This is a genomic window from Flagellimonas beolgyonensis (assembly GCF_003992615.1).
GTDB lineage: Bacteria > Bacteroidota > Bacteroidia > Flavobacteriales > Flavobacteriaceae > Flagellimonas > Flagellimonas beolgyonensis.
The window spans coordinates 281,080-306,845 of record NZ_RZMY01000013.1; the positions used below are offsets into that span (position 1 = coordinate 281,080).

General features: G+C 42.3%; 24 protein-coding genes, 1 tRNA gene and 1 pseudogene. 14 read left to right on the forward strand and 12 right to left on the reverse strand.

The window, feature by feature from the left end; all coding sequences use genetic code 11:
• Positions 1-1,287 (reverse strand): anthranilate synthase component I family protein, encoded by a 1,287-nt coding sequence (locus EO131_RS07965; RefSeq protein WP_127020646.1) that lies wholly within the window; start codon positions 1,285-1,287, stop codon positions 1-3.
• Positions 1,288-1,293: 6 nt separating this feature from the next.
• The gene (locus EO131_RS07970; RefSeq protein WP_127020648.1) at positions 1,294-1,827 is read right to left on the reverse strand and encodes an NADPH-dependent FMN reductase; all 534 of its coding nucleotides are present in this window, start codon (positions 1,825-1,827) and stop codon (positions 1,294-1,296) included.
• A 129-nt stretch (positions 1,828-1,956) separates the two neighbouring features.
• Between EO131_RS07970 and EO131_RS07975 the strand changes: the two genes are divergently transcribed.
• Positions 1,957-3,153: an acyltransferase family protein gene (locus EO131_RS07975; protein WP_127020650.1), complete on the forward strand. Its 1,197-nt coding sequence runs from the start codon at positions 1,957-1,959 to the stop codon at positions 3,151-3,153.
• A 61-nt stretch (positions 3,154-3,214) separates the two neighbouring features.
• On the opposite strand, the gene lpdA is transcribed toward EO131_RS07975, so the two are convergent.
• Entirely contained in the window at positions 3,215-4,618 is a 1,404-nt protein-coding gene (lpdA, locus tag EO131_RS07980; RefSeq protein WP_127020652.1) for a dihydrolipoyl dehydrogenase, read from the reverse strand.
• 123 nt (positions 4,619-4,741) lie between these two features.
• Positions 4,742-5,203 carry an Lrp/AsnC family transcriptional regulator gene (locus tag EO131_RS07985; protein WP_127020654.1) on the reverse strand — a complete coding sequence of 154 codons (462 nt, stop codon included), beginning with the start codon at positions 5,201-5,203 and terminating at the stop codon, positions 4,742-4,744.
• 149 nt (positions 5,204-5,352) lie between these two features.
• Here EO131_RS07985 and EO131_RS07990 point away from each other — a divergent pair, with 149 nt between their 5' ends.
• From EO131_RS07990 to ribB, 8 genes are all read left to right on the forward strand, one after another.
• Positions 5,353-6,573, forward strand: a complete 1,221-nt coding sequence (locus EO131_RS07990; protein WP_127020656.1) for an aminotransferase class I/II-fold pyridoxal phosphate-dependent enzyme — start codon at positions 5,353-5,355, stop codon at positions 6,571-6,573.
• A gap of 71 nt (positions 6,574-6,644) precedes the next feature.
• Entirely contained in the window at positions 6,645-8,375 is a 1,731-nt protein-coding gene (locus tag EO131_RS07995; RefSeq protein ID WP_127020658.1) for a Na+/H+ antiporter NhaC family protein, read from the forward strand.
• A gap of 97 nt (positions 8,376-8,472) precedes the next feature.
• Positions 8,473-8,979, forward strand: coding sequence for a thiol peroxidase (tpx, locus tag EO131_RS08000; RefSeq protein ID WP_127020660.1), 507 nt, complete (start codon positions 8,473-8,475; stop codon positions 8,977-8,979).
• Positions 8,972-9,337, forward strand: coding sequence for a diacylglycerol kinase family protein (locus tag EO131_RS08005; RefSeq protein WP_127020662.1), 366 nt, complete (start codon positions 8,972-8,974; stop codon positions 9,335-9,337). The genes tpx and EO131_RS08005 overlap by 8 nt, the downstream gene beginning before the upstream one ends.
• A 63-nt stretch (positions 9,338-9,400) precedes the next feature.
• Complete coding sequence (locus tag EO131_RS08010) at positions 9,401-11,782, forward strand: DNA translocase FtsK (protein ID WP_127020664.1); 2,382 nt, start codon at positions 9,401-9,403, stop codon at positions 11,780-11,782.
• Between the two features lie 4 nt (positions 11,783-11,786).
• A complete protein-coding gene (gene lolA1 / locus EO131_RS08015) occupies positions 11,787-12,434 on the forward strand; it encodes an outer membrane lipoprotein periplasmic chaperone LolA1 (RefSeq protein WP_127020666.1) in 648 nt (215 codons plus the stop codon).
• A 3-nt stretch (positions 12,435-12,437) separates the two neighbouring features.
• Positions 12,438-13,940, forward strand: a complete 1,503-nt coding sequence (locus EO131_RS08020) for an LptF/LptG family permease (protein WP_127020668.1) — start codon at positions 12,438-12,440, stop codon at positions 13,938-13,940.
• The gene (gene ribB, locus EO131_RS08025) at positions 13,940-15,079 is read left to right on the forward strand and encodes a 3,4-dihydroxy-2-butanone-4-phosphate synthase (RefSeq protein ID WP_417935632.1); all 1,140 of its coding nucleotides are present in this window, start codon (positions 13,940-13,942) and stop codon (positions 15,077-15,079) included. Before EO131_RS08020 ends, ribB begins: the two co-directional genes overlap by 1 nt.
• On the opposite strand, the gene EO131_RS08030 is transcribed toward ribB, so the two are convergent.
• Both EO131_RS08030 and EO131_RS08035 read right to left on the reverse strand, forming a co-directional pair.
• Entirely contained in the window at positions 15,076-16,269 is a 1,194-nt protein-coding gene (locus EO131_RS08030) for a DegT/DnrJ/EryC1/StrS family aminotransferase (protein WP_127020673.1), read from the reverse strand. The two genes, ribB and EO131_RS08030, sit on opposite strands and share 4 nt — an antisense overlap.
• A gap of 20 nt (positions 16,270-16,289) precedes the next feature.
• The gene (locus tag EO131_RS08035) at positions 16,290-17,096 is read right to left on the reverse strand and encodes a sulfite exporter TauE/SafE family protein (RefSeq protein ID WP_127021387.1); all 807 of its coding nucleotides are present in this window, start codon (positions 17,094-17,096) and stop codon (positions 16,290-16,292) included.
• A 185-nt stretch (positions 17,097-17,281) separates the two neighbouring features.
• On the opposite strand from EO131_RS08035, the gene EO131_RS08040 reads away from it, so the two are divergent.
• Complete coding sequence (locus tag EO131_RS08040) at positions 17,282-17,782, forward strand: outer membrane beta-barrel protein (RefSeq protein ID WP_127020675.1); 501 nt, start codon at positions 17,282-17,284, stop codon at positions 17,780-17,782.
• Positions 17,783-17,904: 122 nt separating this feature from the next.
• A tRNA-Ser gene (locus EO131_RS08045) sits at positions 17,905-17,989 on the forward strand.
• Between the two features lie 76 nt (positions 17,990-18,065).
• On the opposite strand, the gene EO131_RS08050 is transcribed toward EO131_RS08045, so the two are convergent.
• On the reverse strand, positions 18,066-18,326 hold the full coding sequence (locus EO131_RS08050; RefSeq protein ID WP_127020677.1) for a DUF5655 domain-containing protein: 261 nt from the start codon (positions 18,324-18,326) through the stop codon (positions 18,066-18,068).
• Positions 18,327-18,978: 652 nt separating this feature from the next.
• Between EO131_RS08050 and EO131_RS08055 the strand changes: the two genes are divergently transcribed.
• Both EO131_RS08055 and EO131_RS08060 read left to right on the forward strand, forming a co-directional pair.
• Positions 18,979-19,401 (forward strand): hypothetical protein, encoded by a 423-nt coding sequence (locus EO131_RS08055; RefSeq protein WP_127020678.1) that lies wholly within the window; start codon positions 18,979-18,981, stop codon positions 19,399-19,401.
• 56 nt (positions 19,402-19,457) lie between these two features.
• A complete protein-coding gene (locus EO131_RS08060) occupies positions 19,458-19,682 on the forward strand; it encodes an SHOCT domain-containing protein (protein WP_127020679.1) in 225 nt (74 codons plus the stop codon).
• A 175-nt stretch (positions 19,683-19,857) separates the two neighbouring features.
• On the opposite strand, the gene EO131_RS08065 is transcribed toward EO131_RS08060, so the two are convergent.
• The 5 genes and pseudogenes from EO131_RS08065 to EO131_RS08085 form a co-directional block, all read right to left on the reverse strand.
• Positions 19,858-20,253, reverse strand: coding sequence for a DoxX family protein (locus EO131_RS08065; RefSeq protein WP_127020680.1), 396 nt, complete (start codon positions 20,251-20,253; stop codon positions 19,858-19,860).
• Between the two features lie 6 nt (positions 20,254-20,259).
• Positions 20,260-20,469 carry a heavy-metal-associated domain-containing protein gene (locus tag EO131_RS08070; RefSeq protein ID WP_127020681.1) on the reverse strand — a complete coding sequence of 70 codons (210 nt, stop codon included), beginning with the start codon at positions 20,467-20,469 and terminating at the stop codon, positions 20,260-20,262.
• A gap of 23 nt (positions 20,470-20,492) precedes the next feature.
• A pseudogene (locus tag EO131_RS08075) lies at positions 20,493-22,754 on the reverse strand (heavy metal translocating P-type ATPase).
• A gap of 100 nt (positions 22,755-22,854) precedes the next feature.
• Entirely contained in the window at positions 22,855-23,421 is a 567-nt protein-coding gene (locus tag EO131_RS08080) for a helix-turn-helix domain-containing protein (protein WP_127020682.1), read from the reverse strand.
• 977 nt (positions 23,422-24,398) lie between these two features.
• On the reverse strand, positions 24,399-25,250 hold the full coding sequence (locus EO131_RS08085; RefSeq protein ID WP_127020683.1) for a prohibitin family protein: 852 nt from the start codon (positions 25,248-25,250) through the stop codon (positions 24,399-24,401).
• Between the two features lie 143 nt (positions 25,251-25,393).
• On the opposite strand from EO131_RS08085, the gene EO131_RS08090 reads away from it, so the two are divergent.
• A complete protein-coding gene (locus tag EO131_RS08090; RefSeq protein ID WP_127020684.1) occupies positions 25,394-25,615 on the forward strand; it encodes a hypothetical protein in 222 nt (73 codons plus the stop codon).
• The last annotated feature ends 151 nt before the right edge of the window (positions 25,616-25,766 follow it).

Below are 25,766 nucleotides of genomic sequence, written 5' to 3' on the forward strand. Positions count from 1 at the left end.
TTAGCTCTTTTCCAATACACTGCGCATGGCCTTGGCCTTGAGCAGACATTCTTGGTATTCATTCTCGGGGATCGATCTTGATGTAATGGCGCTACCCACCGAATAGGAAATGTATTTTGTTTGGGCATTGTACAAAATACTTCGAATGACCACATTGAAATCAAAATCACCGTTGGGTCCGAAATAACCCACAGCGCCACTGTACAGACCCCGTTTGGTCTCTTCCAGTTCCTCAATGATTTTCATGGCAGATACCTTGGGTGCACCGGTCATGCTGCCCATAGGAAAGGTTTCCGCAATCAGATCCAATGGGGATTTGTCTTCGTCCACTTCTGAAACTATGGTTGAGATCATTTGATGTACCTGCTTGTACGTGTATACTTTACAAAGTTCCGCTACCGTTACAGAACCCTTTTTAGCGCTTTTGGAAAGATCGTTTCGGACCAAATCGGCAATCATGATGTTTTCGGCCCGTTCCTTCTCATCCTTGGCCAAGTTTTCGGCCAATTTTTCATCCTCCTGTGGAGTCTGACCCCTTTTCGCGGTACCCTTGATGGGTTGTGAAATAACCTTTGTACCCATTTTTTTGAGATAACGCTCTGGAGATGCACACATCAAATAGCGATCATCCAAACGCATGAACGCTGAAAAGGGCGGTTCGGAAATGGCATTTAATTTAGTGTGGGTGTCCCAAGGGTCAATGGATACTTCTTCGGCAAAAAATTCCTGACAAAAGTTGGCTTCGTAAATGTCCCCACGGTGAATATGCTCCAAAAATTTGTAGGCCTTTTCAAAATAAGCATCTTTATGGATGCGCATTTTTATTTTGATGGGTGTTTCAGCCATTGTTTCGAAACCAACCGCCAATTCATTCGAATACAATGTTTTAAAATCCAAATCGATTTCATGGGAGACCTCCTCCAAATACAAGAAGTGCAGATCATCCCCTTTTAGGAAAATTAACTTAAGGGGTTGATAAAAGTATAGGTTTGGAAATCCCAACTCATCGTGATTTTCGGAAACCAAATCTTCAAATTCGTTCTTAAGGTCATAGGAGAAATAGCCGAACAGCCAATCTGGTGAAATATCGGTGAATTTTTTCAATTCATCCAAACCCTGAAAGGTGTTGTGTTTACCGATTGCCAAACAGGCTTCAAAGGTCGAGTACGGATCCGTATGGTTATTGCTGTCCAACCAAACTACATGATCGAAAGACTTTGACCAGCCCAAAAGTGCTTGCTTGATTTTAACAGGGTCTTCGGCCCTAAATGTGCGATAGGTTCGCAAGTTTGATTAGTTTAGGGAATCCAAAAAAGTCTGAAGCGCTTTTTGGTGCTCCTCTTTCAACGCCTTGTCCAAGATTTCTTCATCGCTGAAATTATCATAAAAGGAAGGCAATGAAAAAGTAGCCACGATCTCTGCACCGAACCTTGGCAACATTTTTTCAACAACGCCCAAAGAGCCCATGGCACCACGTTTACCGCCCGAGGTGGACATCAACAAAACCTTTGTGCCCTCCAAAAATTTGATGTCGATTCGGGACAACCAATCCAGTACATTCTTAAAATAGGCCGATGGGTTTCCGTTATGCTCGTTCACCGATAAGATCAATCCATTCGATTTGGCTATTTCATCCTTTAGTTCCACCAACGAATTGGAATACCCTTTTTGTTTCTCATCGTCCTCACTGAACATGGGAAACGGGTAACCTGTCATGTTTAACACCTGAACGTCATGCCCTTGCACCATTGAAACCGTCAGTTTTACCAATCTAAAATTGATGGATGTTGAAGAATTGCTTCCAGCGAATGCCAAAATTGCAGCCATAGTTATGAATTGTTGATTGTTTCGCTAAAATACCCCAATTGCCACAGAGATGCGAGTATTTTGCATATTTTTGGCCCGAGAAGCATCCAAACCATCTCTAAAACAAGTATATAGAGTAATTAGATTTTAATGGATTCCAAAAGTAACCGGTTGTATTTTATTGATGCCATGCGTGCGTGGGCCATCTTGATGATGCTGCAAGGGCATTTTATCGATGGGCTGTTGGATCCTGTTTTCAGGGACCTAAGCAACCCAGTGTACAACATTTGGTTGTATTTCCGAGGAATCACCGCTCCTGTATTCTTTACGGTCTCCGGTTTTATTTTCACTTACCTTTTAATTCGAGGCACCCAAAAGGGATGGGATAATCCAAGGGTGGCAAAGGGCATACGAAGGGGACTTCAGTTATTGTTGATCGGCTATTTGCTGCGTTTGAACCTCTTTGGCCTTTTTAAAGGACAGCTATACCATGCTTTTTATTTGGTGGATGTGCTCCATTGTATCGGTTTATCCATCTTGGCCTTAATCGGCATCTACCTATTTAGTGTTTCGAAGAAAAGATATGTATTCCCTACCTTATTAATAGGTATCACATTACTCTTGTTCTTGTTTGAACCGCTCTACAAACAATGGTCTTTTAGCTTTTTGCCAGAATTTCTGGCCAACTATTTCACCAAGGCGAATGGTTCCGTGTTCACTATTATTCCCTGGTTGGGCTATACCACGTTAGGTGCTTTTATTTCGGTTTTGTTCACCAGGCACAAGGATTATAAGTATTTGTATCCTGCGGCCATATCCATTGCTTTGGCAGTAGGTTATCTGTTGATTTACCAATCATCCCGTTTTTTCGATTTCATGTACGGTTGGACCGATATTGAATTGTTCAAGCTGATTTTGTCCAACAATTACCTGTTCATCCGATTGGGTAATGTGTTCATGGTGTTTGTAGTCTTCATGGTGCTGCGCAGATTTATGACCAACAAAACGGTTTTGGCCATTGGCGCCAGTACGCTCTCCATCTATGTGATCCATTTCATCCTATTGTATGGAAGCTTTACCGGATTGGGTCTCCATCGTTTCTTTAACCGCTCTCTTGTTCCGAGCGTGGCCATTCCAGGTGCTATTCTGTTTATGGTTGCCTGTACTTTCTTGGCTTTACGCTACAACAAATACGAGACGCAAATCAAGGGCACTATTGCTTCGGCTATCAACATGGTCAAATTTCAATGGAACGATTTACGGGAAGCTTCCATTCCCGCTTTAAGGGAATTGATCATTCGGGCCAGATTGTTTTTAAGAAGGTTCTTGCGTACGGTTCGAGGCTAATTCCCAACAAAAAAAGCATCCAACTTGAGGTTGAATGCTTTTCCAATTTCATTTCATTTTATTACACGTGCAATGCCCTATCGGCTGTTGCGGCCAAGGCAGCTTCCTTAACAGCTTCGGCAAAGGTTGGGTGGGCATGGCTCATCCGTGAAATATCTTCGGCGGATGCCCTAAATTCCATGGCCGTAACGGCTTCCGCAATCAAATCGGCACAACGGGCTCCGATCATATGGACTCCCAGTACCTCATCCGTTTTTTTGTCGGCAAGAATTTTCACAAAGCCATCCAAGTCCATACTGGCACGTGAACGACCCAAGGCACGCATTGGAAACTGGCCGACTTTGTACTCGACTCCTTCTTCCTTCAATTGCTCTTCGGTTTTACCCACGGCGGCTACCTCTGGCCACGTGTACACAACACCTGGAATCAAATTGTAATCGATATGTGGTTTTTGACCGGCCAACAATTCGGCCACCAGTGTTCCTTCTTCTTCGGCCTTGTGTGCCAACATAGCTCCTTTTACCACATCGCCAATGGCGTAGATATGTGAAACGTTGGTCTGTAGATGACTGTTCACTTCTACCCTTCCACGATCATCCAACTTAATTCCAGCTGCCTCTAGGTTCAATCCATCGGTATAAGGTCTACGGCCAACGCTCACCAAACAATAATCCCCGGTCAAGGTTACTTCCTCTCCTTTTTTATCATCGGCCTTTACAATGACTTCATCCCCTTTACGCTCCACAGATTTTACTTTGTGAGACAGGTTGAATTTCACTTTTTGCTTTTTCATCACCTTGGTAAGCTCTTTGGAGAGCGCCCCATCCATTCCCGGAATAATGCGGTCCATATACTCCACCACGGTCACTTCGGAACCAAGACGTTTGTACACTTGGCCAAGCTCCAACCCGATAACCCCACCGCCGATTACAATCAGGTGCTTTGGAATTTCCTTCAGTTTTAAAACTTCTGTGGAAGTGATGATGCGTTCCTTGTCTATTTTGATGAAGGGCAAGGTGCTTGGTTTGGATCCCGTGGCAATTATGATGTTTTTGGCTCCAATGGATTCCTTCCCATCCTCTTTTTCTATACTGATGGTATTGGCATCGGCAAAACTACCAAAGCCGTGGTACACATCTATCTTGTTTTTATCCATCAGAAACTCAATACCCTTGGTGGTTTGGTCGACCACGCCTTGCTTGCGGGCAATCATTTGTTCCAGGTTCACTTTGATTTCACCTGGAATCTCGATACCGTGCTCCTCAAAATGCTTAACTGCATCCTCATAATGGTGGGAAGAGTCCAACAAGGCCTTGGATGGAATACACCCTACATTGAGACAGGTTCCCCCAAGGGTTGCATATTTTTCGATAAGGGCAGTTTTCATTCCCAATTGGGCACAACGAATGGCCGCTACATAGCCTCCAGGTCCAGAGCCAATGATAGCTACATCATATTGATTCATACTATGATTTTTGAAAGGATAATTTGTATAAATGCTTTTTCAAACAAAACGAGTGTAAAAATACGAATGTTTTTTGGGAAGCACCCCATGCAAAAGGATTGAAATTCCAACAAGACCAATGGTCTACGCCACATGCACTGTGGGACTGTTCTTCACCTCATTGATCACAAAAGAGCTTTGGGTATTGCCTATATTATTGATGGCCGTCAATTTTGTAATCATAAACTCCCGATAACTTTTCATATCCTCCACATTGATCTTTAAAATGTAATCGTAATCGCCACCAACGTGGAAACATTCGGACACTTCATCCAGCTTCAGGATTTCCCTCTCGAACTTCAAGACGTTGTCCTTGGTGTGCTGCACCAACCGAATATGACATAGGACGGTGAAGTTGCGGTTTACCTTCTCCTTGTTAACCAAGGCCACATATTGGGTCACAATGCCGTTCCGCTCCAAACGCCGGATGCGCTCATACACTGCGGTCTTGGATAAATTAAGTGCATCTGCATACTGTTTCGTGGTCTTCTTGCAATCCGATTGGAGCATTTTGACCAGCTCCAAATCTTTTTGATCCAATTCCATACCGACTATTTTTCTATAATTTCATCAAAAATAAATATTTAAAGAACAAAAATCCTATTTTATTATTTTAATAGAACCATATTCCTAAAATTGATATTTATATTGACTTTATATCACAAGTTGTTTAATTTTATCAAAAACTGTACATCATGGACTACAAAGCATCAGATCATATTCAGGACCTTCAATATTTTGGTGAATTCGGAGGCGTAAATCCCTCCATTTCAGATTCATCCACCTATACTTTCTTGTCTGCAAAGACGATGTTCGACACGTTTGAGGGCAACACAGAGGGTTGTTATCTTTATAGCCGACACTCCTCTCCTTCCAATTTATACCTGGGTGAGGCCATGGCACAATTGGAGGGCACCGAATCGGCCAACGTGTACGCCAGTGGTATGGGCGCAATCACCGCGGTCATTTTACAGCTTTGTGATTCCGGCGACCATATCGTGTGCAGCAGAACCATTTACGGTGGTACCTACGCCTTCCTGAAAAACTTCGTGAAAAAGTTCAATATAGAAGTGTCCTTTGTGGACATTACCAATTTGGATATTGTAAAGGATGCCATAACGCCCAAAACCAAAATGATTTATTGTGAAGCTGTGAGTAATCCGTTGTTAGAAATTGCCGATATCGCTTCGCTTGCCAAATTGGCAAAAAAACATGGTATGCCTTTGGTAGTTGACAATACTTTCTCTCCTTTGACCATCAGTGCTGCTCAATTAGGTGCGGATATCGTGGTGCACAGTTTGACCAAATTCATTAATGGCAGCAGTGATTGTGTAGCAGGTGCGGTTTGTGCTTCCTCTGAATTTTGCTTGAGTTTGAAAGATGTGAACAATGGTGCGGGAATGCTCTTGGGAAGCACTTTGGACAGTTTGCGGGCGGCTTCCATCCTTAAAAATATGCGAACGCTTCACATTCGAATGAAAAAACACAGTGAGAATGCCCATTTTCTTGCTGAAAAATTTGAAAATGATGGATTGAAGGTGGTCTATCCCGGGCTTGAAAGCCATCCAAGCCACGAATTGATGAAATCCCAAATGAACGCCGAATTCGGTTTCGGGGGCATGCTTACCCTCGATGTAGGCACGCTGGACAAGGCCAATGCCCTTATGGAACTGATGCAAGAGCGCAAATTGGGGTATCTGGCGGTGAGTCTCGGTTTCTACAAAACACTTTTCAGTGCTTCCGGCACCTCCACCTCTTCGGAAATACCTGAGGACGAACAAAAACAATTGGGTCTTACTGAGGGACTTATCCGATTTTCCATCGGATTGGACAATGACATCCATAAAACCTATAAAGCCATGAGGGGCTGCATGGTGGATTTGGGCATCTTGGAATCCAAGTCGGCATTGGTATAGGGCGTATACAATTACGGTTTGCAGAACAGGGTTCAAAATCGTAATATTACCGCTATACAAACCCAATCCAAATGTCAAACACCGAAGAAAAGTCAAAGTTCAGGGAAGACGAACACATAGTTGAGAACAAAAACCTATCGATTTGGGAAGCTCTAATTCCCGTTATTGCACTGGTGGGCATGTTGGCCTATAATGTATTTGTCTTTGGTGATGATGCCCTAAGCGGTTCCAACCAGTTTATTCTGCTTATGGGCGGTGCTGTGGCAGCCATCGTGGGCTTTTTCAAGAAGGTTTCCTATGAGCAGATGATTGCCGAAGTAGCCGAAAACGTGCGTTCCACCTCAGGCGCTTTGCTTATCCTTTTAATGGTCGGGGCACTATCAGGCACCTGGTTAATTAGTGGAATTATCCCCGCCATGATCTATTACGGACTACAAATATTGAACCCCACCATCTTTTTGGCCGCTTGTGTGGTTATTTGCGCCATTATTTCCATAGCTACGGGAAGTAGCTGGACAACGGCCGCTACCGTCGGTATCGCTTTGGTCGGTATTGGCAACGCATTGGACATATCCTTGGGCATGACGGCAGGTGCCGTACTTTCAGGAGCTTATTTTGGAGATAAAATGTCGCCCTTGAGCGATACCACCAATTTGGCACCCGCCATGGCAGGTGGAGATTTATTTTCACACATCCGGTATATGGCGTTGACCACCGTGCCGACCATAGTAGTTACGCTCATCGTGTTCATTGTTCTCGGTTTTACCATTGATACTTCCGGCGAAGCTGATACCAGTGCCATATTATCTAATATAAGTTCCGCTTTCAATATCAATGGCTGGTTGTTCTTGGTGCCTGTTGTCGTTATTTTTCTTATCGTTAAAAAGGCACCGCCCTTAATGGCGCTATTGATCGGAACCTTGTTGGGTGGAGTTTTCGCAATTTTATTTCAAAGCCAAATAATTTGGAGTACTGGTCTCAAGTACACAATAGATCAAATTCCTTCACACCTCAATGAGTATGTTGAGTGGGATGCTGGGGATAAAAACTTTTACTCCCCAGGCGTTTATTCACTGTTTTCAAAGCAAAACAACATTACATTTGATAATCCAATTAAGTTTGAACTACCGACTTCTTCTTCTAGGGTCAAAGAAACTTTTAGGGAAAGCACAAAAATTTATAAAGATGGAAAATTTATTGGGGAGTATGCAGCTATGGCTAAGCCAACATCTTTCCTGCAAAGTTCCTATTTTGCTGTAATAAATGCCATTACAGTAGATACCCAAATCGCAACCAGCGACCCTGCTTTGAACGATCTATTTTCATCGGGCGGTATGTCAAAAATGATGGGGACAATTTGGTTGATTCTTTCAGCTATGGTATTTGGTGGCATTATGGACGGTATCGGAGCCTTGGAACGCATTACGGAATCGTTGCTAAAAATGGCCAAGACCACTTTTGGGCTTTTTGCCAGCACAGTAGGTAGCTGTTTGGCGCTCAATGTAACTGCATCGGACCAATATTTGGCCATTGTGGTGCCGGGTAAAATGTTTTCCAAAGCCTACAAGGAACGTGGGCTGGCTCCAGAAAATCTAAGCCGTACCCTGGAAGATTCCGGAACCGTAACATCGGTATTGGTGCCCTGGAACACTTGTGGGGCCTACCACAGTGGGGTTTTAGGGGTTGGGGTGGCCGAATATGGCATCTATGCCATATTCAACTGGCTCAGTCCTATGATGACATTATTGTTCGCCGCTTTTTCCATCAAGATCAAACAATTGACCACAAGCACGGCCTCGTAACTAACTTGAAGCTTTAATTTTTATTAAAATCGTTGAAGGGACTATGTCTTCAGCATGAAACTTTTTACCTTCACGCCAAAAATCAAAGAACATTAATATGGCTTCAATCACATTTGGCGGAAACCCTGCCACAACCATTGGAGAACTTCCACAAGTAGGTGCCAAAACACCTGATTTTAAATTAACTAAGACCGATTTGACCGATGTAACCCTATCGGATTTTCTTGGCTCCAAATTGGTATTGAACATTTTTCCGAGTGTGGGAACTGGCGTTTGTGCCCAATCCGTTCGGCAATTCAATCAGGAAGTTGCAAATATGGACGGTGTGAAGGTGCTTTGTATTTCCAAGGACCTGCCCTTTGCCCAAAAAGAATTTTGTGGCGCGGAAGGCATCCACAACGTAGAAATGCTCTCCGATTACAAAGCGGGCAAGTTTGGTTCCGAGTATGGGGTCACCCTTTTGGACGGTCCTTTCGAGGGGTTGTTGTCCAGAAGTGTTGTGATCGTTGATGCAGATGGTACAGTGGTCTATACCGAACAAGTAGGTGAAATTGGAGAAGAACCTGATTATTCCAAAGCCCTGGAAGCTGTAAAGAATGCCTAAGGAATCGTTTTTCAAAAATAGGGTCCGAAGCATTGGATATGCCCTAAAGGGCATGTTCCTGTTGGTGTGGACAGAGGCCAGCATACAAATACAGTTTGTTATCGCGCTGGTGATGACCGCCGCCGGATTCTATTTTGAAATTTCCCCAACTGAGTGGATACTGCAACTTTTCGCCATTGGCTTGGTTATGGGCATTGAAAGTTTAAATACGGCCATTGAAAAAATATGTGACTATATCCAACCGGAACATGATCCCAAAATTGGCTTGATCAAAGACATATCGGCAGGTGCCGTTATGACCGTATCGATCATTGCCAGCATCATAGGCCTCATTATATATGTACCCAAACTGCTCTAGTGGCATCCAAGGCATACAATGGCATCGTAAATTTGTAACTTAGCCCCGCACTAAAAAGGATTGATGGCAAAAAAAAGGACTACATCAAAATCAAAACCTACAACTCCCAAAAAGAAGGTTTCGTTCAAGCTTTCCAAGCAGAACAAAATAATTTTTGGAAGTCTTTTGATCGTTCTAAGCATCGCGCTCTTCTTCTCGTTCATGTCGTTTTACTTTACATGGCAGGAAGACCAGAGCATGCTTTCCGAATTTGCAAACCGCAATGCACAGGCCAGTAATCTACTGAACAAATTTGGAGCCAGCGTCAGCCACTTTTTTATGTACCAAGGTTTCGGATTGGCCTCTTTTGCCTTCCCTTTTCTTTTGGCCATTACAGGACTCTATCTTTTCTTGGGTTTGGATTCCAAGGGATTGATCGGCAAGTGGATATGGGGACTCACCGGAATCATTTGGATATCGGTGGCCTTAGGCTTTTTTGCAGCGGATTTGCCGCTTCTAGGCGGACTCATCGGTTATGAAGTAAATGATTTTCTTCAGGACTATACAGGCAAAATAGGGGTGTTCCTTATTTTGATTTTTGTTTTGATGGTCATCTTGGTGCGCTTGTTCAATTTTACCCCCGAAGGTTTTGCCAACTTCTTCCGTTCCCAAAAACAAAAGATCAAATCGGACTTTAGGGATACAGACACCGCTGATACGAGCAATAACCCGGATGAAACGGAAGAAAGCAGCATCGAATTGAGCATGGATGATGCCGTTCCTGAAAAAATTGACACCTACACCCATAAAAAGGATATTCCGCCTCTACAAAATGAAGCCGGATTGGACGTGAACCTTCCCGAAGAGGAAGAAAGCGATATCGACCTTACTGTGGAAGAAACCAAGGAAGAAGAGGAGACCGATGTGAAAGCGGCCAAATTGGTTAAGGACTTTGGAGAGTTCGATCCCAAGTTGGAATTGGGCAACTATAAATTTCCACCTTTGGACCTATTGGATGCCCATGGTGCATCAGGTGGGATAACCATCAACCAGGAAGAACTGGAGGAAAACAAAAACCGGATCGTAAGCACCCTCAAAAATTATAAGATCGGTATTGCGCAGATTAAGGCAACCATCGGTCCAACAGTAACCCTATATGAAATTGTTCCGGATGCCGGGATCCGTATCTCCAAGATCAAAAACCTGGAGGATGACATTGCGCTATCCCTGGCCGCACTCGGCATTCGAATCATTGCCCCTATTCCCGGAAAAGGAACCGTGGGTATAGAAGTGCCCAATAAAAATGCCACCGTGGTCTCCATGCGATCGGTTATCGCTTCCAATAAGTTTCAAAAAGCGGAGATGGAATTGCCCATTGCGTTCGGAAAGACCATTAGCAACGAAACCTTCGTGGTGGATTTGGCCAAAATGCCCCATTTATTGATGGCTGGTGCTACGGGACAAGGAAAATCGGTAGGTTTGAATGCCGTGATCACTTCACTTCTTTACAAAAAGCACCCAGCGGAGGTCAAATTTATTTTTGTGGACCCGAAAAAGGTGGAACTTACGCTCTACAATAAAATTGAACGTCACTTTTTGGCAAAACTCCCCGATTCGGACGAAGCCATCATCACGGATACAACGAAAGTCATCAATACACTGAATTCCTTATGTATTGAGATGGATAATCGCTACGAACTGTTGAAATCGGCGATGGTGCGGAACATCAAGGAATATAATGTCAAGTTCAAAGCCAGAAAATTGAACCCTAACGATGGTCATAAGTTCCTACCTTACATTGTATTGGTGATCGACGAGTTTGCCGATCTGATCATGACCGCAGGCAAGGAAGTAGAGACGCCCATTGCACGTTTGGCCCAGTTGGCACGTGCCATCGGCATCCATTTGATCATTGCTACCCAACGACCTTCAGTAAATGTAATTACGGGTATTATCAAGGCCAACTTCCCGGCCAGGATTGCCTTTAGGGTGACCTCTAAAATTGATTCACGTACCATTTTGGATGCCCAAGGTGCCGACCAGTTGATCGGTCGGGGAGACATGCTGTACACCCAAGGTAACGACGTGACACGATTGCAGTGCGCTTTTGTTGACACCCCAGAAGTGGCTAAAATCACCGAATATATTGGCTCACAACGTGCGTATCCAGAAGCACATATGCTACCAGAATATGTTGGTGAGGATTCTGGCACAAGTATTGATTATGATATTTCGGATAGGGATGCCATGTTCCGTGAGGCTGCAGAGGTGATCGTGACGGCCCAACAAGGTTCCGCCTCCCTGATCCAGCGAAAATTGAAATTGGGCTATAACCGGGCCGGTAGAATCATCGATCAATTGGAAGCCGCCGGAATTGTAGGCCCTTTTGAAGGAAGCAAAGCACGACAAGTGCTCATTCCAGATATTTATTCTTTGGAACAACATTTAGAAAATGAATCAAAATAAGACCATGATCAAAAAATATTTCCTACTCTTCGCATGCTCCATGATCGGAGTTTTCTCATACGCGCAAGGCGCCGATAAAGCCAAAGCGCTTTTGGATGACGTGTACAATAAGGTGAAATCCTATGATAACATTTACATTGAATTCAAGTCGACCTTGGAAAACAAGGAAGCCAATGTAAATCAGGAAACCACAGGCAATGTGACCTTGAGCGACGAAAAATACTTCTTGAACTATTTAGGAGCGCAACAACTGTTCGATGGCAAGAAAGTATACACCATTGTGCCCGAAAATGAAGAAGTGACCATTGAGGATGTGAACGAGGATGAAGACAATGTAAGTCCATCCAAAATGTTGACTTTCTACAAAACAGGACACAACTACAAATGGGACATCCTTCAAAATGTGGGCGGTCGCCAAATCCAATATGTAAAATTGACCCCGATCGATTCCAATTCGGAAATCCAATCGGTTTTACTGGGTATCGATACCCAGACCAAACACATTTACAAATTGATCCAAACGGGCAAGAACGGCACTAAAACCACGCTGACCGTTAATTCTTTCAAAACCAATCAGCCCCTTTCGAGTACTCTTTTTACCTTTAACGAGAAAAAATACGAGGATAAAGGGTATTACATTACAAGAAACTAGGCGTTGAAAATACTAGACCAGTATATATTAAGGAGATTTCTCTATAATTTCTTTAGTTCCTTTTTCATTCTGATCGTCATATTCATTTTTCAGGGAATATGGCTGTTCATCGATGATTTGGCGGGAAAAGGTCTAGGTATTGTCATTATCGGTAAATTCATTTTCTACTTCATCCCCACCCTAATCGACAAGGTGTTGCCCTTAACGGTGTTGCTCTCTTCGATATTGACCTTTGGTACGTTTGCCGAAAACTACGAGTTTGCCGCCATGAAAGCCTCTGGAATTTCTTTACAACGGGGCATGCGAAGCCTTATCGTATTTGTCCTCTTTTTAGGAGTGGTCACCTTTTTCTTCGCGAACAATGTGATTCCGAAATCGGAACAGAAAATGTTCAACCTGCGTCGGAACATTGCCAAAGTAAAACCTGCCGCAGCCATAACCGAAGGGGTTTTCAGTGATTTTGAAGGCACCGGTGAGGGTATGAACATCAAGGTGGAAAAAAAATACGGGGAACAAGATCGCTTTTTGGACAATGTGATCATCCATAAAAAAACCAAGCAAAACTTAAACAACACGGTAATCAAAGCTAAAGGGGGCGAATTGATCAGTAGTGAGGAATCGGACATCATTCAATTGGTATTGAAAGATGGCAACTATTATGAAGAATTGATGCCCAAAGATGCCAAGGAGCGACGCAAGGAGCCGTTTGCCAAAGCGGATTTTGAAACCTATACCATCAATATCGATATTTCGGAGCTGAACAACCAAGATCTGGAAGAAGATCAGAACATCACCACCAACAAAATGAAAAATGTAAGTCGGTTGATCAAGGATATCGATTCGCTTCGTGACAATAACTTGGAAAAGGTGGAAGCCTTCTCAAAAAACGTGGTGACCCGAATGGGAGCCTTCCCTGTGAAGGTACCAATGGATTCCATCAAGCCAAAGAATGTAACGGAGCAAAGTTCATCTTTTAAAAGCAAACCTGTGGCCGAAAAACCTGAGATTAACACAATCGATGAACTGTTGGATAACCTACAGCAGTGGGAACAATTACAGGTGATGAAAAAAGCCGAAAGTGATGTTTCCAGTATTTTAAGCACGGTCATTGCCAAAAAAGACGAGTTGCAAAGCAGATACAAATTTTACAACAGCCACATTTTATCGCTACACCAAAAATATGCCTTGGCCCTTTCCTGTATCATCCTGTTTTTTGTTGGGGCGCCCTTGGGAGCCATCATCCGAAAAGGTGGATTGGGCCTGCCCATGGTCATTGCCATTATCTTATTTTTGACCTATTATTTTATTGGGGTATTTGCGGGAAACTATGCCAAGGAAGGCAATATTCACCCGGCCATTGGCGCCTGGTTGTCCACTTTGATCATGCTGCCCCTGGGCATTTCGTTGACCAAAAGGGCCACAGCTGATAAGGGATTGTTTGGATTTGGCCATATTATAGATGGAATTAAAGCACTGTTCAAAAGGAAAAAGGAAGCAACCGAATGATGACAGCAAAAGAAAATAAAATACAACTGAACGCCATTGAGGAAGCCATTGCGGATATCCGTCAGGGCAAGGTCATTATCGTAGTGGACGATGAAAACCGGGAAAACGAAGGGGACTTTGTGGCCGCGGCAGAACTCATCACCCCGGAAACAATCAACTTTATGGCCACACATGGCAAGGGGTTGATCTGTGCTCCACTTACTGAAGGCAAGTGCAAAGATTTGGGGCTCCACAAAATGGTAAGTCACAATACGGACCCATTGGAAACCGCCTTCACGGTCTCCGTGGATCTCAGGGGCAATGGTGTTACTACTGGTATTTCTGCTTCCGATCGCGCCAAAACGGTATTGGCGTTGACCGACCCGACCACCAAACCACACGATTTGGCACGTCCTGGCCACATTTTTCCTTTGATTGCCAAGGAAGGTGGGGTATTGCGCAGGACAGGACATACCGAAGCGGCCATCGATTTTGCACGTTTGGCTGGTTTGGAACCTGCTGGTGTGATCGTGGAAATCATGAACGAGGACGGTACCATGGCCCGACTACCCCATTTGATGGAAGTCGCCAAAAAATTCGACCTTAAGATTGTGTCCATCGAGGATTTGATTGCCTATCGCATGGAACACGATAGCTTGATAGAACTGAAGGAAGCCTTTACCATCCAGACGCGGTTTGGTGAATTTAGGCTACGCGCTTACCAACAGACCACCAACGATCAAGTACACATTGCACTTTTAAAGGGCAATTGGAAAACAGGGGAGCCCGTGTTGACCCGGATCAATTCCACGTTGGTGAACAACGATATTTTGGGTACCCTCACCAACAATCCGGATGAAGCCCTGCAACGCATGTTCAAGGTCTTGAACGCCGAAGACAAAAGTGCCATTATCTTTATTAACCAGGGCAACCAATCAATGAATTTGTTGGGTCGCCTGTCCGAATTCAAAAAATTACAGGCTCAGGGGATAACCAAAGCTCCCAAAATCGATATGGACAGTAAGGACTTTGGTATTGGGGCACAAATCCTTCACGACCTCAATATTTCAAAGATTCGCTTATTGAGCAACTCGGCACATACCCGTCGTGTGGGTATGGTGGGGTATGGATTGGAGATTGTGGAGTACGTGAACTACTAAACCACACTTTTAATGGCCTTAACCATCTTCTCGGCCCTTTCCCTGGTTTGTTGTTCTGTCCAGCCCAACTTGATCAAACAGGAATTGGTTCGGCCCATCCAATGGTCCGATGCAGAGAAATCGGCCTTGCTGTAATCGGGTAGTTGAGCTCTCACTTCTTGGGGAAGATTCCCTAAGGACTTCATCTGGGTTAGATGTTCCCATTTTTTGTAGTAGTGCCAATTGTTGTTGTACCAGTAAAAACAAGCATCCACACCATTTGCCGCCAAAGCTTTATGTGTCTTTTGGGCCAGTGCTTCTGTAGGCATGAAAAAATTAAGGAACGAATAGTTCTCTTCCCCACCCTCGGGCACTGAACGAAAAACAACTTCTGGAATTTGGGACAAGGCCTCTCGCAAAATCGTATAATTGGTTTTTTGGATAGCCAAGAATTCATCCAATCGAGCCAATTGGGCCACGCCCACAGCGGCATTCATTTCCGATATCCTGAAATTATAGCCCAAGAACGGATGGCTCTCCACTCCCCTATCATTACCAATGTGATCATGGCCATGATCGGCATATTTATGGGCATTTTCATAATAAGTTTCATTGTTGGTGATGACTGCCCCACCTTCCCCACAGGTAATGGTCTTTACATAATCGAATGAAAAGCAGCCCAAATTACCGATACTACCCAAGGGTTGGCCTTTGTAGGTACCGCCTATGGCCTGACAAGCATCCTCCAATAATAATAGATTGTGTTTGTTACAAATGTGTTGCAAGGCTTCCAAATTGGCCATGGAACCACACATATGCACGGGCATCACGACCTTGGTTTTTGGGGTAATGGCTTTTTCCACGGCATCCGGATTCAACGTCAAGGTATCATCGATATCGACCAAAATGGGCACGGCCCCCAAGGCCAAAATGGATTCAAAACTGGCCACAAACGTAAAGGTGGGCATAATGACTTCATCCCCTGCCCCTACTCCTGCACTGGCCAAAGCCACAGTAAGCGCCGCGGTACCACTGCTCACCAAATGGGCGTGGTTGGTTCCCATACGTTTTGCCAAGGCCAATTCCAGTTCCTTGGCCTTCCAATGTCCGTTACGCATACCATCAAACCCGTAGCGCATCAACACGCCGGAGTCCATGACATCCTGTACTTGTTTTCGTTCCTTATCACCAAATAGTTCAAATCCAGGCATATTTTGATAATCTTTATTCTTTAACTACAATACTTATTATTTAGAATATTGGTACACAACCAATCCATCAACTGGTCTCCAAACCAAAGTTTAATGGCCATTAAAATTACCACCACTACCAAAAAGGTCTTGATAAAGCCATCGCCTTTCTTGACCGAAAATCGACTGGCCACCCAAGCCCCAGAACCATTGCCAATGGCCAATATAAACCCAAGTTTCCAATTGACCTTATCGTAAAAAGCAAAAACTGCCAATGCTGAAAGCATGTATATAAAGACCACGGCTACCTTGGTGGCATTCACACGCACCAAGTTCATCCGATTGTAATAATGCATAAAAAACATCATCAAAAATCCAAGACCGGCGTTGATGAACCCACCATAGATCCCGAAAAGAAAAAAGACGATCAGGCTTACCCAAAGGTATTTGCCTGTCAATCGTTCCTGCATGTCCTCCAAGCGCATCTTGGGCTTAAAAATGATGATAAGTACAACCGCCAGCATCACAATGGCTAGAATTCGATTAAAGGTTTCTCCATCAATGTCTACCGCAATGGTAGCCCCTACAATGGATCCTAAAAATGCGGCTATGCCCAAACGCAGGTTAAATGGATAGGTGGACACGCCCTTACTTTTAAAACCAGCTGTTGCCAAGGCGGTTTGAATCACAATGGCCACACGATTGGTGCCATTGGCCACTGGGGCCGGTAACCCCAAAAATATAAGTGTTGGCAAAGAAAGTAAGGAACCCCCACCTGCAACGGTATTGATAAAACCCACGGCAAAACCAACGGTGATAAGCAACAAATAGTGGTACCATTCCAACATAAAAACAAAAATAAGACCATTGTTTTGAAGGGTCCCCATGAATGCCCATAAACTTTGTTTGAATCAAAATTTTGACGTATATCCATTTTAATTATATGTTAATTATTGTTTTATCATTTTATCTATGTCTAAAATATCATATTGACAATATTTTCTATTTTTGGAGTAATTCTAAAATCAATCTCATGAAAAAATTCACAGTCTTTACACTAGCCGTTTTCTTTGGACTTGCCACCATGCAGGCCCAAGGTGATTTTAAAGCAGGGATCCATGCCGGTTTGCCGGTTGGCGATGCCGGAGATTTTTCTTCTTTCGCCATTGCGGTGGAACTAGGTTATCTGTTTGATGTTTCCGATGACTTTCAAGCCGGACCATCCATTGGATTCTCCCAATCGTTTGGCAAAGATGTTGACACCGGTATTGGTACGATCAAAGTAGATGATGTCCAATTCCTGCCTATTGCAGCAGCAGGTCGATTCCATGCAACAGATCAGTTTTCACTTGGATTGGACTTGGGCTATGCCATTGGTATTAATGACGGCAACGACGGTGGCTTTTATTACGCCCCCAGAGCGGCCTATTCAATAAGCGAAACGTTGGATTTGGTCTTGGCCTATCGAGGTGTTTCACGCGATGGTGGCTCTTGGGACATTTTATCCCTAGGGTTGGAAATTGATTTGAACTAAGGCCATTTAAACATAGTATTTGAATCCGGTGTACTGGATCAGTACACCGGATTTTATTTTTGACAATAAAACAAAAAGCGCTTTCGGGATAACAAAAAGCTTTTTATATTTGCACCCGCTTAGGAGGAATGGCAGAGTGGTCGAATGCGGCAGTCTTGAAAACTGTTGAGGGTCACACCTCCGGGGGTTCGAATCCCTCTTCCTCCGCTTAATAACGTGAAAAGCCCCTTTAATAGGGGCTTTTGTTTTTTGGTTGACAATGTAGTTGATAAAACCTATGTATTTAATCCGTATTTAGTTGTATGTCTTGAGCTTGTTGTATCAAACTAATTACAGCATCCAAGTTGGTTCGACCGTCGACACCTATCTCAACATCCCCATTACCCCAACGCCCTAATCCAGACACATCTTTACATAAATTATTCGGATCCTTGATTTCGTCAAAATCCGCGTTAAGAGATAAGCGTAATCTTCTTTTTTGTGGAACTATATCAACAAAATTTGTCGATACCTTAAAAGCAATGTACTTTTTTTTTAAATTCAACCCTAACACTTGAATCCAAATTCAGAATCCGCTTTTCCAATACTTCACAAAGTTTAAATATATCTCCATTTAAATATTCATAATCCTCTATAGAATAAACACTTTCTCCATTTTATTTTTCCGGTTCGCGGTAGATATTGATTATTTCTTGTGATAGTTCTGGTTTTTTACAAACTAGTATTGCCCTTCCTGCTAAAATTTTGGCTCTGGCCTCAATGCTTGATTCATTCCAAACTGTTTTGTCCCTATGGGCTAAAACGAGTGCATTTGTGACAACTTTCTTGTTAGCCCTTTTTAGTAAGGCCAGATTATCAATTATTGCCGTTCCAACCCCCGTAATTGTTGTATTGTACAAACAGTACAAGAAATCCTGTGTCCCACTTTGTGCTAATGAATTAAAGACTGATTTTGCCTCGCCAGCAGGTTGGTCCTGTTAAGATTTGGGGCTTGCAGCACTTTACTTCGTTCCATTCGCTTCTATAATTATTTCAACTTCATGATATAGCGCTCATTAATATTCCTGTTTTATCCATAGGCAAAACCGTGCTCATTATTGTTCCAAATATTTAAGGAAAAACATTTCATCAACCAACTGATATTGAGTAACTTTAAAGTAACTCGATTTGAGATTTTGAAACAAAATCAAATGATTATGGACATAAAATTTAATTCGTTAATGATTTTAGTACTCACTTTATTTCTAGTGGGGTGCTCACAGGCACAAAAACAAAGTGCCGAGGAAGTTTTGAAGGATCCTGCTATGCAGGATGCCATTATGGAAAATATAAGCAGTGACCATCAAATGATGATGAACATGATGGGGCATATGATGGACAATGATCATGCCATGCAAATGATAATGGGAAATCAAGAAATGATGCACACAATGATGGGCAATAGGGAAGCCATGATGAACATGATGATGCAGGATAGTACCATTTCCAAGATGATGATGGGCAACATGCTCCAAATGATGGAGCAAGATTCCGCCTTCGGAAACAGGATGACCAACATGATGATGGGAAACCAACACATGATGGACATGATGCAACAAAAAAATGGGATGCATCGATAAGGTTATAGCACAGACAAATGTCAAAGCATGAAAAAAAGCGATAAAACAACAACATTATGCATGACTGGGACTGGCATAATATGGGCTCGACCATGATGTGGCTCATCTGGTTACCGATAGTAATCGTTGGTATCTGGCTTGTGATCAAGCTATTAAATACCAATGGATTTTCTAAAAACAACAAGGAATCACCAATGGAAATTTTAAAAAGAAGATATGCCAACGGAGAGATTTCTACGCAAGAATATGAACGACGGAAAAAGATAATCGAAGAGGAATAACTTTATTGATATATCCAAGAAACCTATGAGCTTTTTATTAATTTTCCGTAGTTCTTACGTTCTCCTCGGATTTAACGGCATTTATATGATTTAAATAAAGGGTTGAGTTTTCAACCCTTTATTTGTTAATCTGGAATATTGATTTATTAATTGCTATTCCATAATATTTTCACAATTAATTTTTTGCATCTACTTGCTTAATCAAATACCCAATATTGGAAAAATGTCCTGATAAAAGATAAAGGAGCATTACTGTTATTAATGCTCCAAGAAAAATTCCTTGGATATCAACCGAAATGTGAAAACCAAGTATTCCAAAAGCAATAGGAATCATGGCTAACAATGCAACGATAACCCATCTACCAACAACCAAGAGAATACCTGATAACAGTTCCACCACACCTACTGTTGGCATAATGAATTTATTGGCCAAAAGTCCATGATAAGCAGCAATAAATTCCTCTGTCATGACATGTTCGTGAGGTAGAAATTCAAAGAATTTATCCAATCCAAACAGAATCAATGCCAGTCCTAAAACAATTCGGATAATTTTGTTGATGTTCTTTCGCATACCCTCTTATATCTTGGTTAATAAATATCCCGCCGATTTAACAGCAGATGCGATTTCCTCTTCGGTAGCACCTGTAGTTTTCACCGTCAAAAACTTTTCGGTTGAGGCAAAATCAACAGACCAATCTGTCACGCCATCTATCTTATCCAAAAAAGGTTTTACCGTATTGGCACACCCACTACATTTAATATTTGATTTAAATTTTAAGGTACTCATGTTTATCTATTTTAAATTAAAAATTAAGCTAAGTCAATAGTTTTAAGTCTCAAACTGTTCAACACTACCGATACACTGCTAAAAGCCATAGCAGCACCTGCTATCATTGGATCCAACAAAAATCCATTGATTGGATACAGAAGCCCTGCAGCTATAGGAATTCCAATGATGTTGTATATAAAGGCCCAAAAAAGATTTTGTCTTATGCCCATTACAGTTTTTTGGGATAATTTCAAGGCTTTGGGAATAGCTTTTAAATCAGAAGTTATGAGCGTCATTTTTGCAACATCCATAGCAATGTCCGATCCTTTTCCCATGGCAATGCTCACATCTGCTTGTGCCAGGGCCTGCGAATCATTGATTCCATCTCCTACCATTGCGACCACTTTCCCCTTGCCTTGAAGCATTTTTACAAAATCTGCTTTATCCGAAGGAAGCACTTCCCCTTTGTAATTTGTGATACCCACTTGGTATGATACCGCTTCAGCTGTTTTTTTGTTGTCACCGGTAAGCATGTGCACCTCTATTCCCCTATCCAACATTTCTTTGATGGCTTCTTTTGAGGTTTCCTTTATTTTATCAGAAATGGCCATTATGCCCAATACTTTCCTTTCGTCTCCAAAGTATATGACCGTTTTAGCTTCCTCTTCCCATTCTTCGACCAAATGTTCCAAGTACGAGTCGATGGTAAGGCTGTTGTCGATCATTAATTTATGATTGCCCGCAAAGTATCCCGTACCATTCAACGTTTCTGCTCGAACCCCTTTTCCAGTAATGCTATTGAAGTTCGAAATTTCGATTGGATTAACTTTTCTGTGTTTTAAAAAGGAGACCACGGCTTCTGCCAAGGGGTGTTCAGACTGTGCTTCCATGGCAAATAAAATTTGTTCCAGGCCCGTGTAATCGGTTACATGGTCCGCAAAGACCATATTGGTCACCACTGGCTTACCTTCTGTTATTGTACCCGTTTTATCCAGGATAATGGCATTTACTTTGTAACCCAACTCCAGACTTTCTGCATCCTTAATAAGGATATTGTTTTCAGCACCTTTGCCAATACCGACCATTATAGCGGTAGGGGTTGCCAATCCCAGTGCACAGGGACAAGCTATCACCAATACGGCAACCGACGTCAAAAGTGCTTGGGTAAAAGCATTTTCTCCACCCAATAACATCCATGTTATAAATGTCACAAGCGAAATCGTCATCACCACGGGAACAAAAATACCGGCAATCCTGTCCACCAATTTTTGTACAGGTGCTTTGCTCCCCTGTGCTTCCTGCACCATTTTGATGATTTGGGACAAAAGGGTCTCACCTCCCACCTTTACTGCAATAAACTGAAAACTTCCTTTCTGGTTTATGGTTCCAGCAAATACTTTATCATTTTTTGTTTTTTCAACAGGAACAGGTTCGCCTGTGATCATGCTTTCATCAACATAGGAGCTCCCTTAGGACACTATTCCATCAACAGGTATTTTTTCCCCAGGCCTCACCAGTATCGTTTGGTCTGCCTTCACCGAAGAGATTGGAATTTCCCTTTCCTCCCCATTTTCCAACACCTTCAATGTATTTGGCTGTAACCCTATTAATTTTTTAATGGCCGAAGAAGTATTTGATTTAGCCTTTTCCTCCAATAATTTTCCCAAAGAAATAAAGGTGATGATTACCGTGGCCGCTTCATAGTAGACATGGGGCTCCATACCTTTGCTTAGCCAAAATTCAGGAAAAAAGGTGTTGAATACACTGAACAAGAAGGCAATGCTGGTGCTGAGCGCGACCAAGGTATCCATATTGGCTTTACCGAACTTGGCTTGCTTGAGGGCATTAACGAAAAAGCTTCGGCCAAACCAGAACAGGATGGGAACGGCAAGAACCAACGAAATCCACCTACCTGTGACCCAATCCATAAAGAACATCCCCAATACGAAAATGGGAAGTGTTAAAATAGCGGACCACATGGTTCGCTTTTTTATAGTCTCATAGTGTTTTTTTGAAAGTTCCTCCTGTACTTCGGTCCGATTCTCGGTGTCAACAACAATATCATATCCAATTTGACGCACCGCATTCTGAAGTTCTTCAGGGTTCAAAGTATCCTCATATTCCACCAGAACTGTACTGTTGGCGAAGTTGACATTGGCTCCATACACCCCTTCGGTATTTTGGAGCATAGATTCCACACTGGAAGCACATACGGCACATGTCATCCCTGTGACTGGAAATGATTTTTTTAGCGTCTTCTTATGTTCCTTCAATGTATTTTCTGCAATATTGATTGCTTCCATTTGCTACTCCGATTTTGTTTGCACGAATTTCAGAATAGGTATGGAATGAGCTATTACAATATTTACTGAAAGAATTGTAGAATTAACCTAAAATGGACTTCTAGATGTGGTCAAGTGATTTTCTGTTATGGGCGACACTGTTTTTAAAATGTGTCGGCGTCATGCCCATCACCTTCTTGAATTGATTGCTTAAGTAAGCAGTACTGCTATAGTCCAATTGAAATGCTATTTCTTTTAAGCTCAATTCATCATAAACAAGTAATTCCTTGACCTTTTCAATCTTTTGATTGATAATATATTGCTCCAAAGTGATGCTTTCCACGGAAGAGAAAAGTGAACTCAGATACTTGTAATCAAGATGTAATTGATCGGAGAGGTACTCCGGCCATTTGACCTTTTCCGCTGATTTGTTGTAATGAACGGCCTCAATGACAAGATTTTTAATTTGTTCTATAAGCTGTCCCTTGCGATCATTGATTATGGCGAACCCCAGTGCTTCCAGGTCATCCTTTAAAAGAGCTCTCTTCCCTTCATCCAGACCTTGGTCTATTTCAACCTCACCCAATTGAATGGATATTATTGGAATATCGTTTTTTTTGAAAATATCCTCTACCGCACGGATACACCGATTGCATACCATATTTTTCACGTAAACAGTGTTTTTCATTGTAATTGATTACATTTTAACTATTAATTGCTTAAAGGTCTCAATTTTCATCAATCTACAACAATATCCTTTTTTTTCTCCACTTCTTAAAGTTAGGCATCCCTATGAATTAAAGTTTAAGGACTTAAAGGCACTTTATAGTCCCTAACCTGATTTTCAATTGACTTTAATTTGCTTATGTAAAAATATTCACGCCTACCTATTTAAAGTTTCACAACGCACTGTTGTTCAGTACATAAAATTGCTTCAAAATGATTGATTTTGACCTACTATTGTTGAAGTTTAGGTAAACCAGAGACCCTTTCGGTGAATGCATGAAAATTGCCCCTTCCAAAGTCTTCAAAACATTATCAATGTGAGTATTGCAAAAGATCCCCTTCCTCCGCTAAGAGACTCCATCTCAAAACAAGAAACCCTGTAAATGAATTATTTACAGGGTTTCTATTTATTTTTTGATTTCAAATAATAGGATATATCAATTTTTCCAAAAAAACCTATTCCGTGATGTCAAAAAGGACCTTGCCCCAGCCTATACCAATCCGAGCCCTAAACAGGTAAAAAACCTACATAGGACCTTTTGAAAAGCTTCCCCGGCAAGGCTGGTCAATACTTCCCACTTACATGTTGTTTACCGGAACTTTCAAAGTTAACTTTGTACATGTTCAAGTCCTGCAATGGAATCTTACCATACAAGAAGCCCAAGTCAATCCAACACTTCTGAAAGGGATGTATCGATCAATCTAAAGCGTTAAAAATGCCAGGACAGACAAAAAAACCGAAATGAGAAAAGTGGTTGAATTGATAGTGCCATATAACAAATTATGAGCCAATTTCCCTATAAGTTTCATGGATGGATCATAATAGTTGTATTGATGTTTATCAATCATGAGGTATCTATAAAACCCTCTAAGGGATCCCACTATGAAGTGAATCAGAATGAACTTTGCAATCATGGTCTCCATGCTCAAACTCAATGATCATTTATCCGTTTTGATAACATCCCCTACGCCTATAAATGGAATGGCACCTGCACCCGTTACCTGGGGCAAGATCCCATTCCATTTTTCTATGGCCTTTAGGTTTGCCTCTATCTTCCTGAGTTCGATCAGGTCGGGTGAAATATTCATTTTTTGTAACCGTAATGCCTCTGCTTCTGCGGTTGCTGCAGCAATGGTCTGTTCGGCCTCGACCTTTATCCTGTCCAGGTCCCTTTTGGCTTTCAATGCATTTTGTTCAGCGGTTTGTTTTGCCTCTATGGCATCGGTAAAGGTCTGGGAAAAACTGAATGATATGATCGAAAAGGCATCAACCGATATATTCGATGCGAGCAATCTTGAAGTAAGGGCTTCTTGCATTTCCGAGCTTACCGCTGGCCTTTTGGTAATCAATTCTTCGGCGGTATACTTGGCCGACACCGCTTTCATGACCTCTTGAATGGCTGGGTCGATGATACGTTCCTTAAATTCCACACCGATGGTCTGATACACCAAATTGGCCTTGTCGGGTATGATATGATAGTTAAGTGCAACGGACAAATCCACATCCTGAAGGTCAGAGGATGAAGAAGCGGCATCGGTCATGATCTTTTGAATCTTTACATCCATGGGGATCACGGTCTGAACTATGGGTATTTTGAAGTGGATACCTTCATCCAATACCACGTCCTGTACCGCTCCAAAATTCTGGACAATACCTCTTTCTCCTGCACCGATCTGAACCCATGGTTTAAATGCAAAAAGGAATACTACCAATGCAACACTAATGATCAAACTTCTCCATTGTCTTTTTTTCAGTACGTTCTTTATGTCGTTTATTGGGTCATTATCCATAGTAGTTGTTTTTTATTGCAAAGATGGGATTTAGCCTCCCCAATATGTTATACCTGATCGGACAGGTCTTACATAAATCACACTTTGTCAAGCTTTGGCACATGGCCCTTTTCCATATTCTGGTAACCAAAAAATCCAGAGTTATGAAAGACAAGGTAAATCGGATAGAAAAGAGATTATGGGAATTTGGCCTTTGGCGAAAGATTATTCCTGGAACAAAAAGTGTTTTAAGCCCCTCCGAAGCGTTTAGAGAGTGTTTTATCATGAGCTGGCATTATGGACTTTACAGCACCTTGCCGGCAAGGGGGCAATTTCAAAATTTTAGGCCATTAAATGGCCCACATCGCCCATTTTATCTGTCTTAGCGCCATGTTAAACTTATCCCATTGATGTAATGCTTAGACTATCTTTACATGCTATATCCAAGTGTTTATAAGGGAGTGTTTTGCCCCCATCACAGGTAGTTAAATTGAGAAAGAGTTATGAAGCCGAAAAAGAAAGTGCCTCAGGACAACA

Bases quoted from the DNA above. Each gene is read 5' to 3' on its own strand.
- EO131_RS07970 (WP_127020648.1), bottom strand. From the start codon at position 1,827: ATGGCTGCAATTTTGGCATTCGCTGGAAGCAATTCTTCAACATCCATC.
- EO131_RS07975 (WP_127020650.1), top strand. From the start codon at position 1,957: ATGGATTCCAAAAGTAACCGGTTGTATTTTATTGATGCCATGCGTGCG.
- lpdA (WP_127020652.1), bottom strand. From the start codon at position 4,618: ATGAATCAATATGATGTAGCTATCATTGGCTCTGGACCTGGAGGCTAT.
- EO131_RS07985 (WP_127020654.1), bottom strand. From the start codon at position 5,203: ATGGAATTGGATCAAAAAGATTTGGAGCTGGTCAAAATGCTCCAATCG.
- EO131_RS07990 (WP_127020656.1), top strand. From the start codon at position 5,353: ATGGACTACAAAGCATCAGATCATATTCAGGACCTTCAATATTTTGGT.
- EO131_RS07995 (WP_127020658.1), top strand. From the start codon at position 6,645: ATGTCAAACACCGAAGAAAAGTCAAAGTTCAGGGAAGACGAACACATA.
- tpx (WP_127020660.1), top strand. From the start codon at position 8,473: ATGGCTTCAATCACATTTGGCGGAAACCCTGCCACAACCATTGGAGAA.
- EO131_RS08005 (WP_127020662.1), top strand. From the start codon at position 8,972: ATGCCTAAGGAATCGTTTTTCAAAAATAGGGTCCGAAGCATTGGATAT.
- EO131_RS08010 (WP_127020664.1), top strand. From the start codon at position 9,401: ATGGCAAAAAAAAGGACTACATCAAAATCAAAACCTACAACTCCCAAA.
- lolA1 (WP_127020666.1), top strand. From the start codon at position 11,787: ATGATCAAAAAATATTTCCTACTCTTCGCATGCTCCATGATCGGAGTT.
- ribB (WP_417935632.1), top strand. From the start codon at position 13,940: ATGACAGCAAAAGAAAATAAAATACAACTGAACGCCATTGAGGAAGCC.
- EO131_RS08030 (WP_127020673.1), bottom strand. From the start codon at position 16,269: ATGCCTGGATTTGAACTATTTGGTGATAAGGAACGAAAACAAGTACAG.
- EO131_RS08035 (WP_127021387.1), bottom strand. From the start codon at position 17,096: ATGTTGGAATGGTACCACTATTTGTTGCTTATCACCGTTGGTTTTGCC.
- EO131_RS08040 (WP_127020675.1), top strand. From the start codon at position 17,282: ATGAAAAAATTCACAGTCTTTACACTAGCCGTTTTCTTTGGACTTGCC.
- EO131_RS08055 (WP_127020678.1), top strand. From the start codon at position 18,979: ATGGACATAAAATTTAATTCGTTAATGATTTTAGTACTCACTTTATTT.
- EO131_RS08060 (WP_127020679.1), top strand. From the start codon at position 19,458: ATGCATGACTGGGACTGGCATAATATGGGCTCGACCATGATGTGGCTC.
- EO131_RS08065 (WP_127020680.1), bottom strand. From the start codon at position 20,253: ATGCGAAAGAACATCAACAAAATTATCCGAATTGTTTTAGGACTGGCA.
- EO131_RS08070 (WP_127020681.1), bottom strand. From the start codon at position 20,469: ATGAGTACCTTAAAATTTAAATCAAATATTAAATGTAGTGGGTGTGCC.
- EO131_RS08080 (WP_127020682.1), bottom strand. From the start codon at position 23,421: ATGAAAAACACTGTTTACGTGAAAAATATGGTATGCAATCGGTGTATC.
- EO131_RS08085 (WP_127020683.1), bottom strand. From the start codon at position 25,250: ATGGATAATGACCCAATAAACGACATAAAGAACGTACTGAAAAAAAGA.
- EO131_RS08090 (WP_127020684.1), top strand. From the start codon at position 25,394: ATGAAAGACAAGGTAAATCGGATAGAAAAGAGATTATGGGAATTTGGC.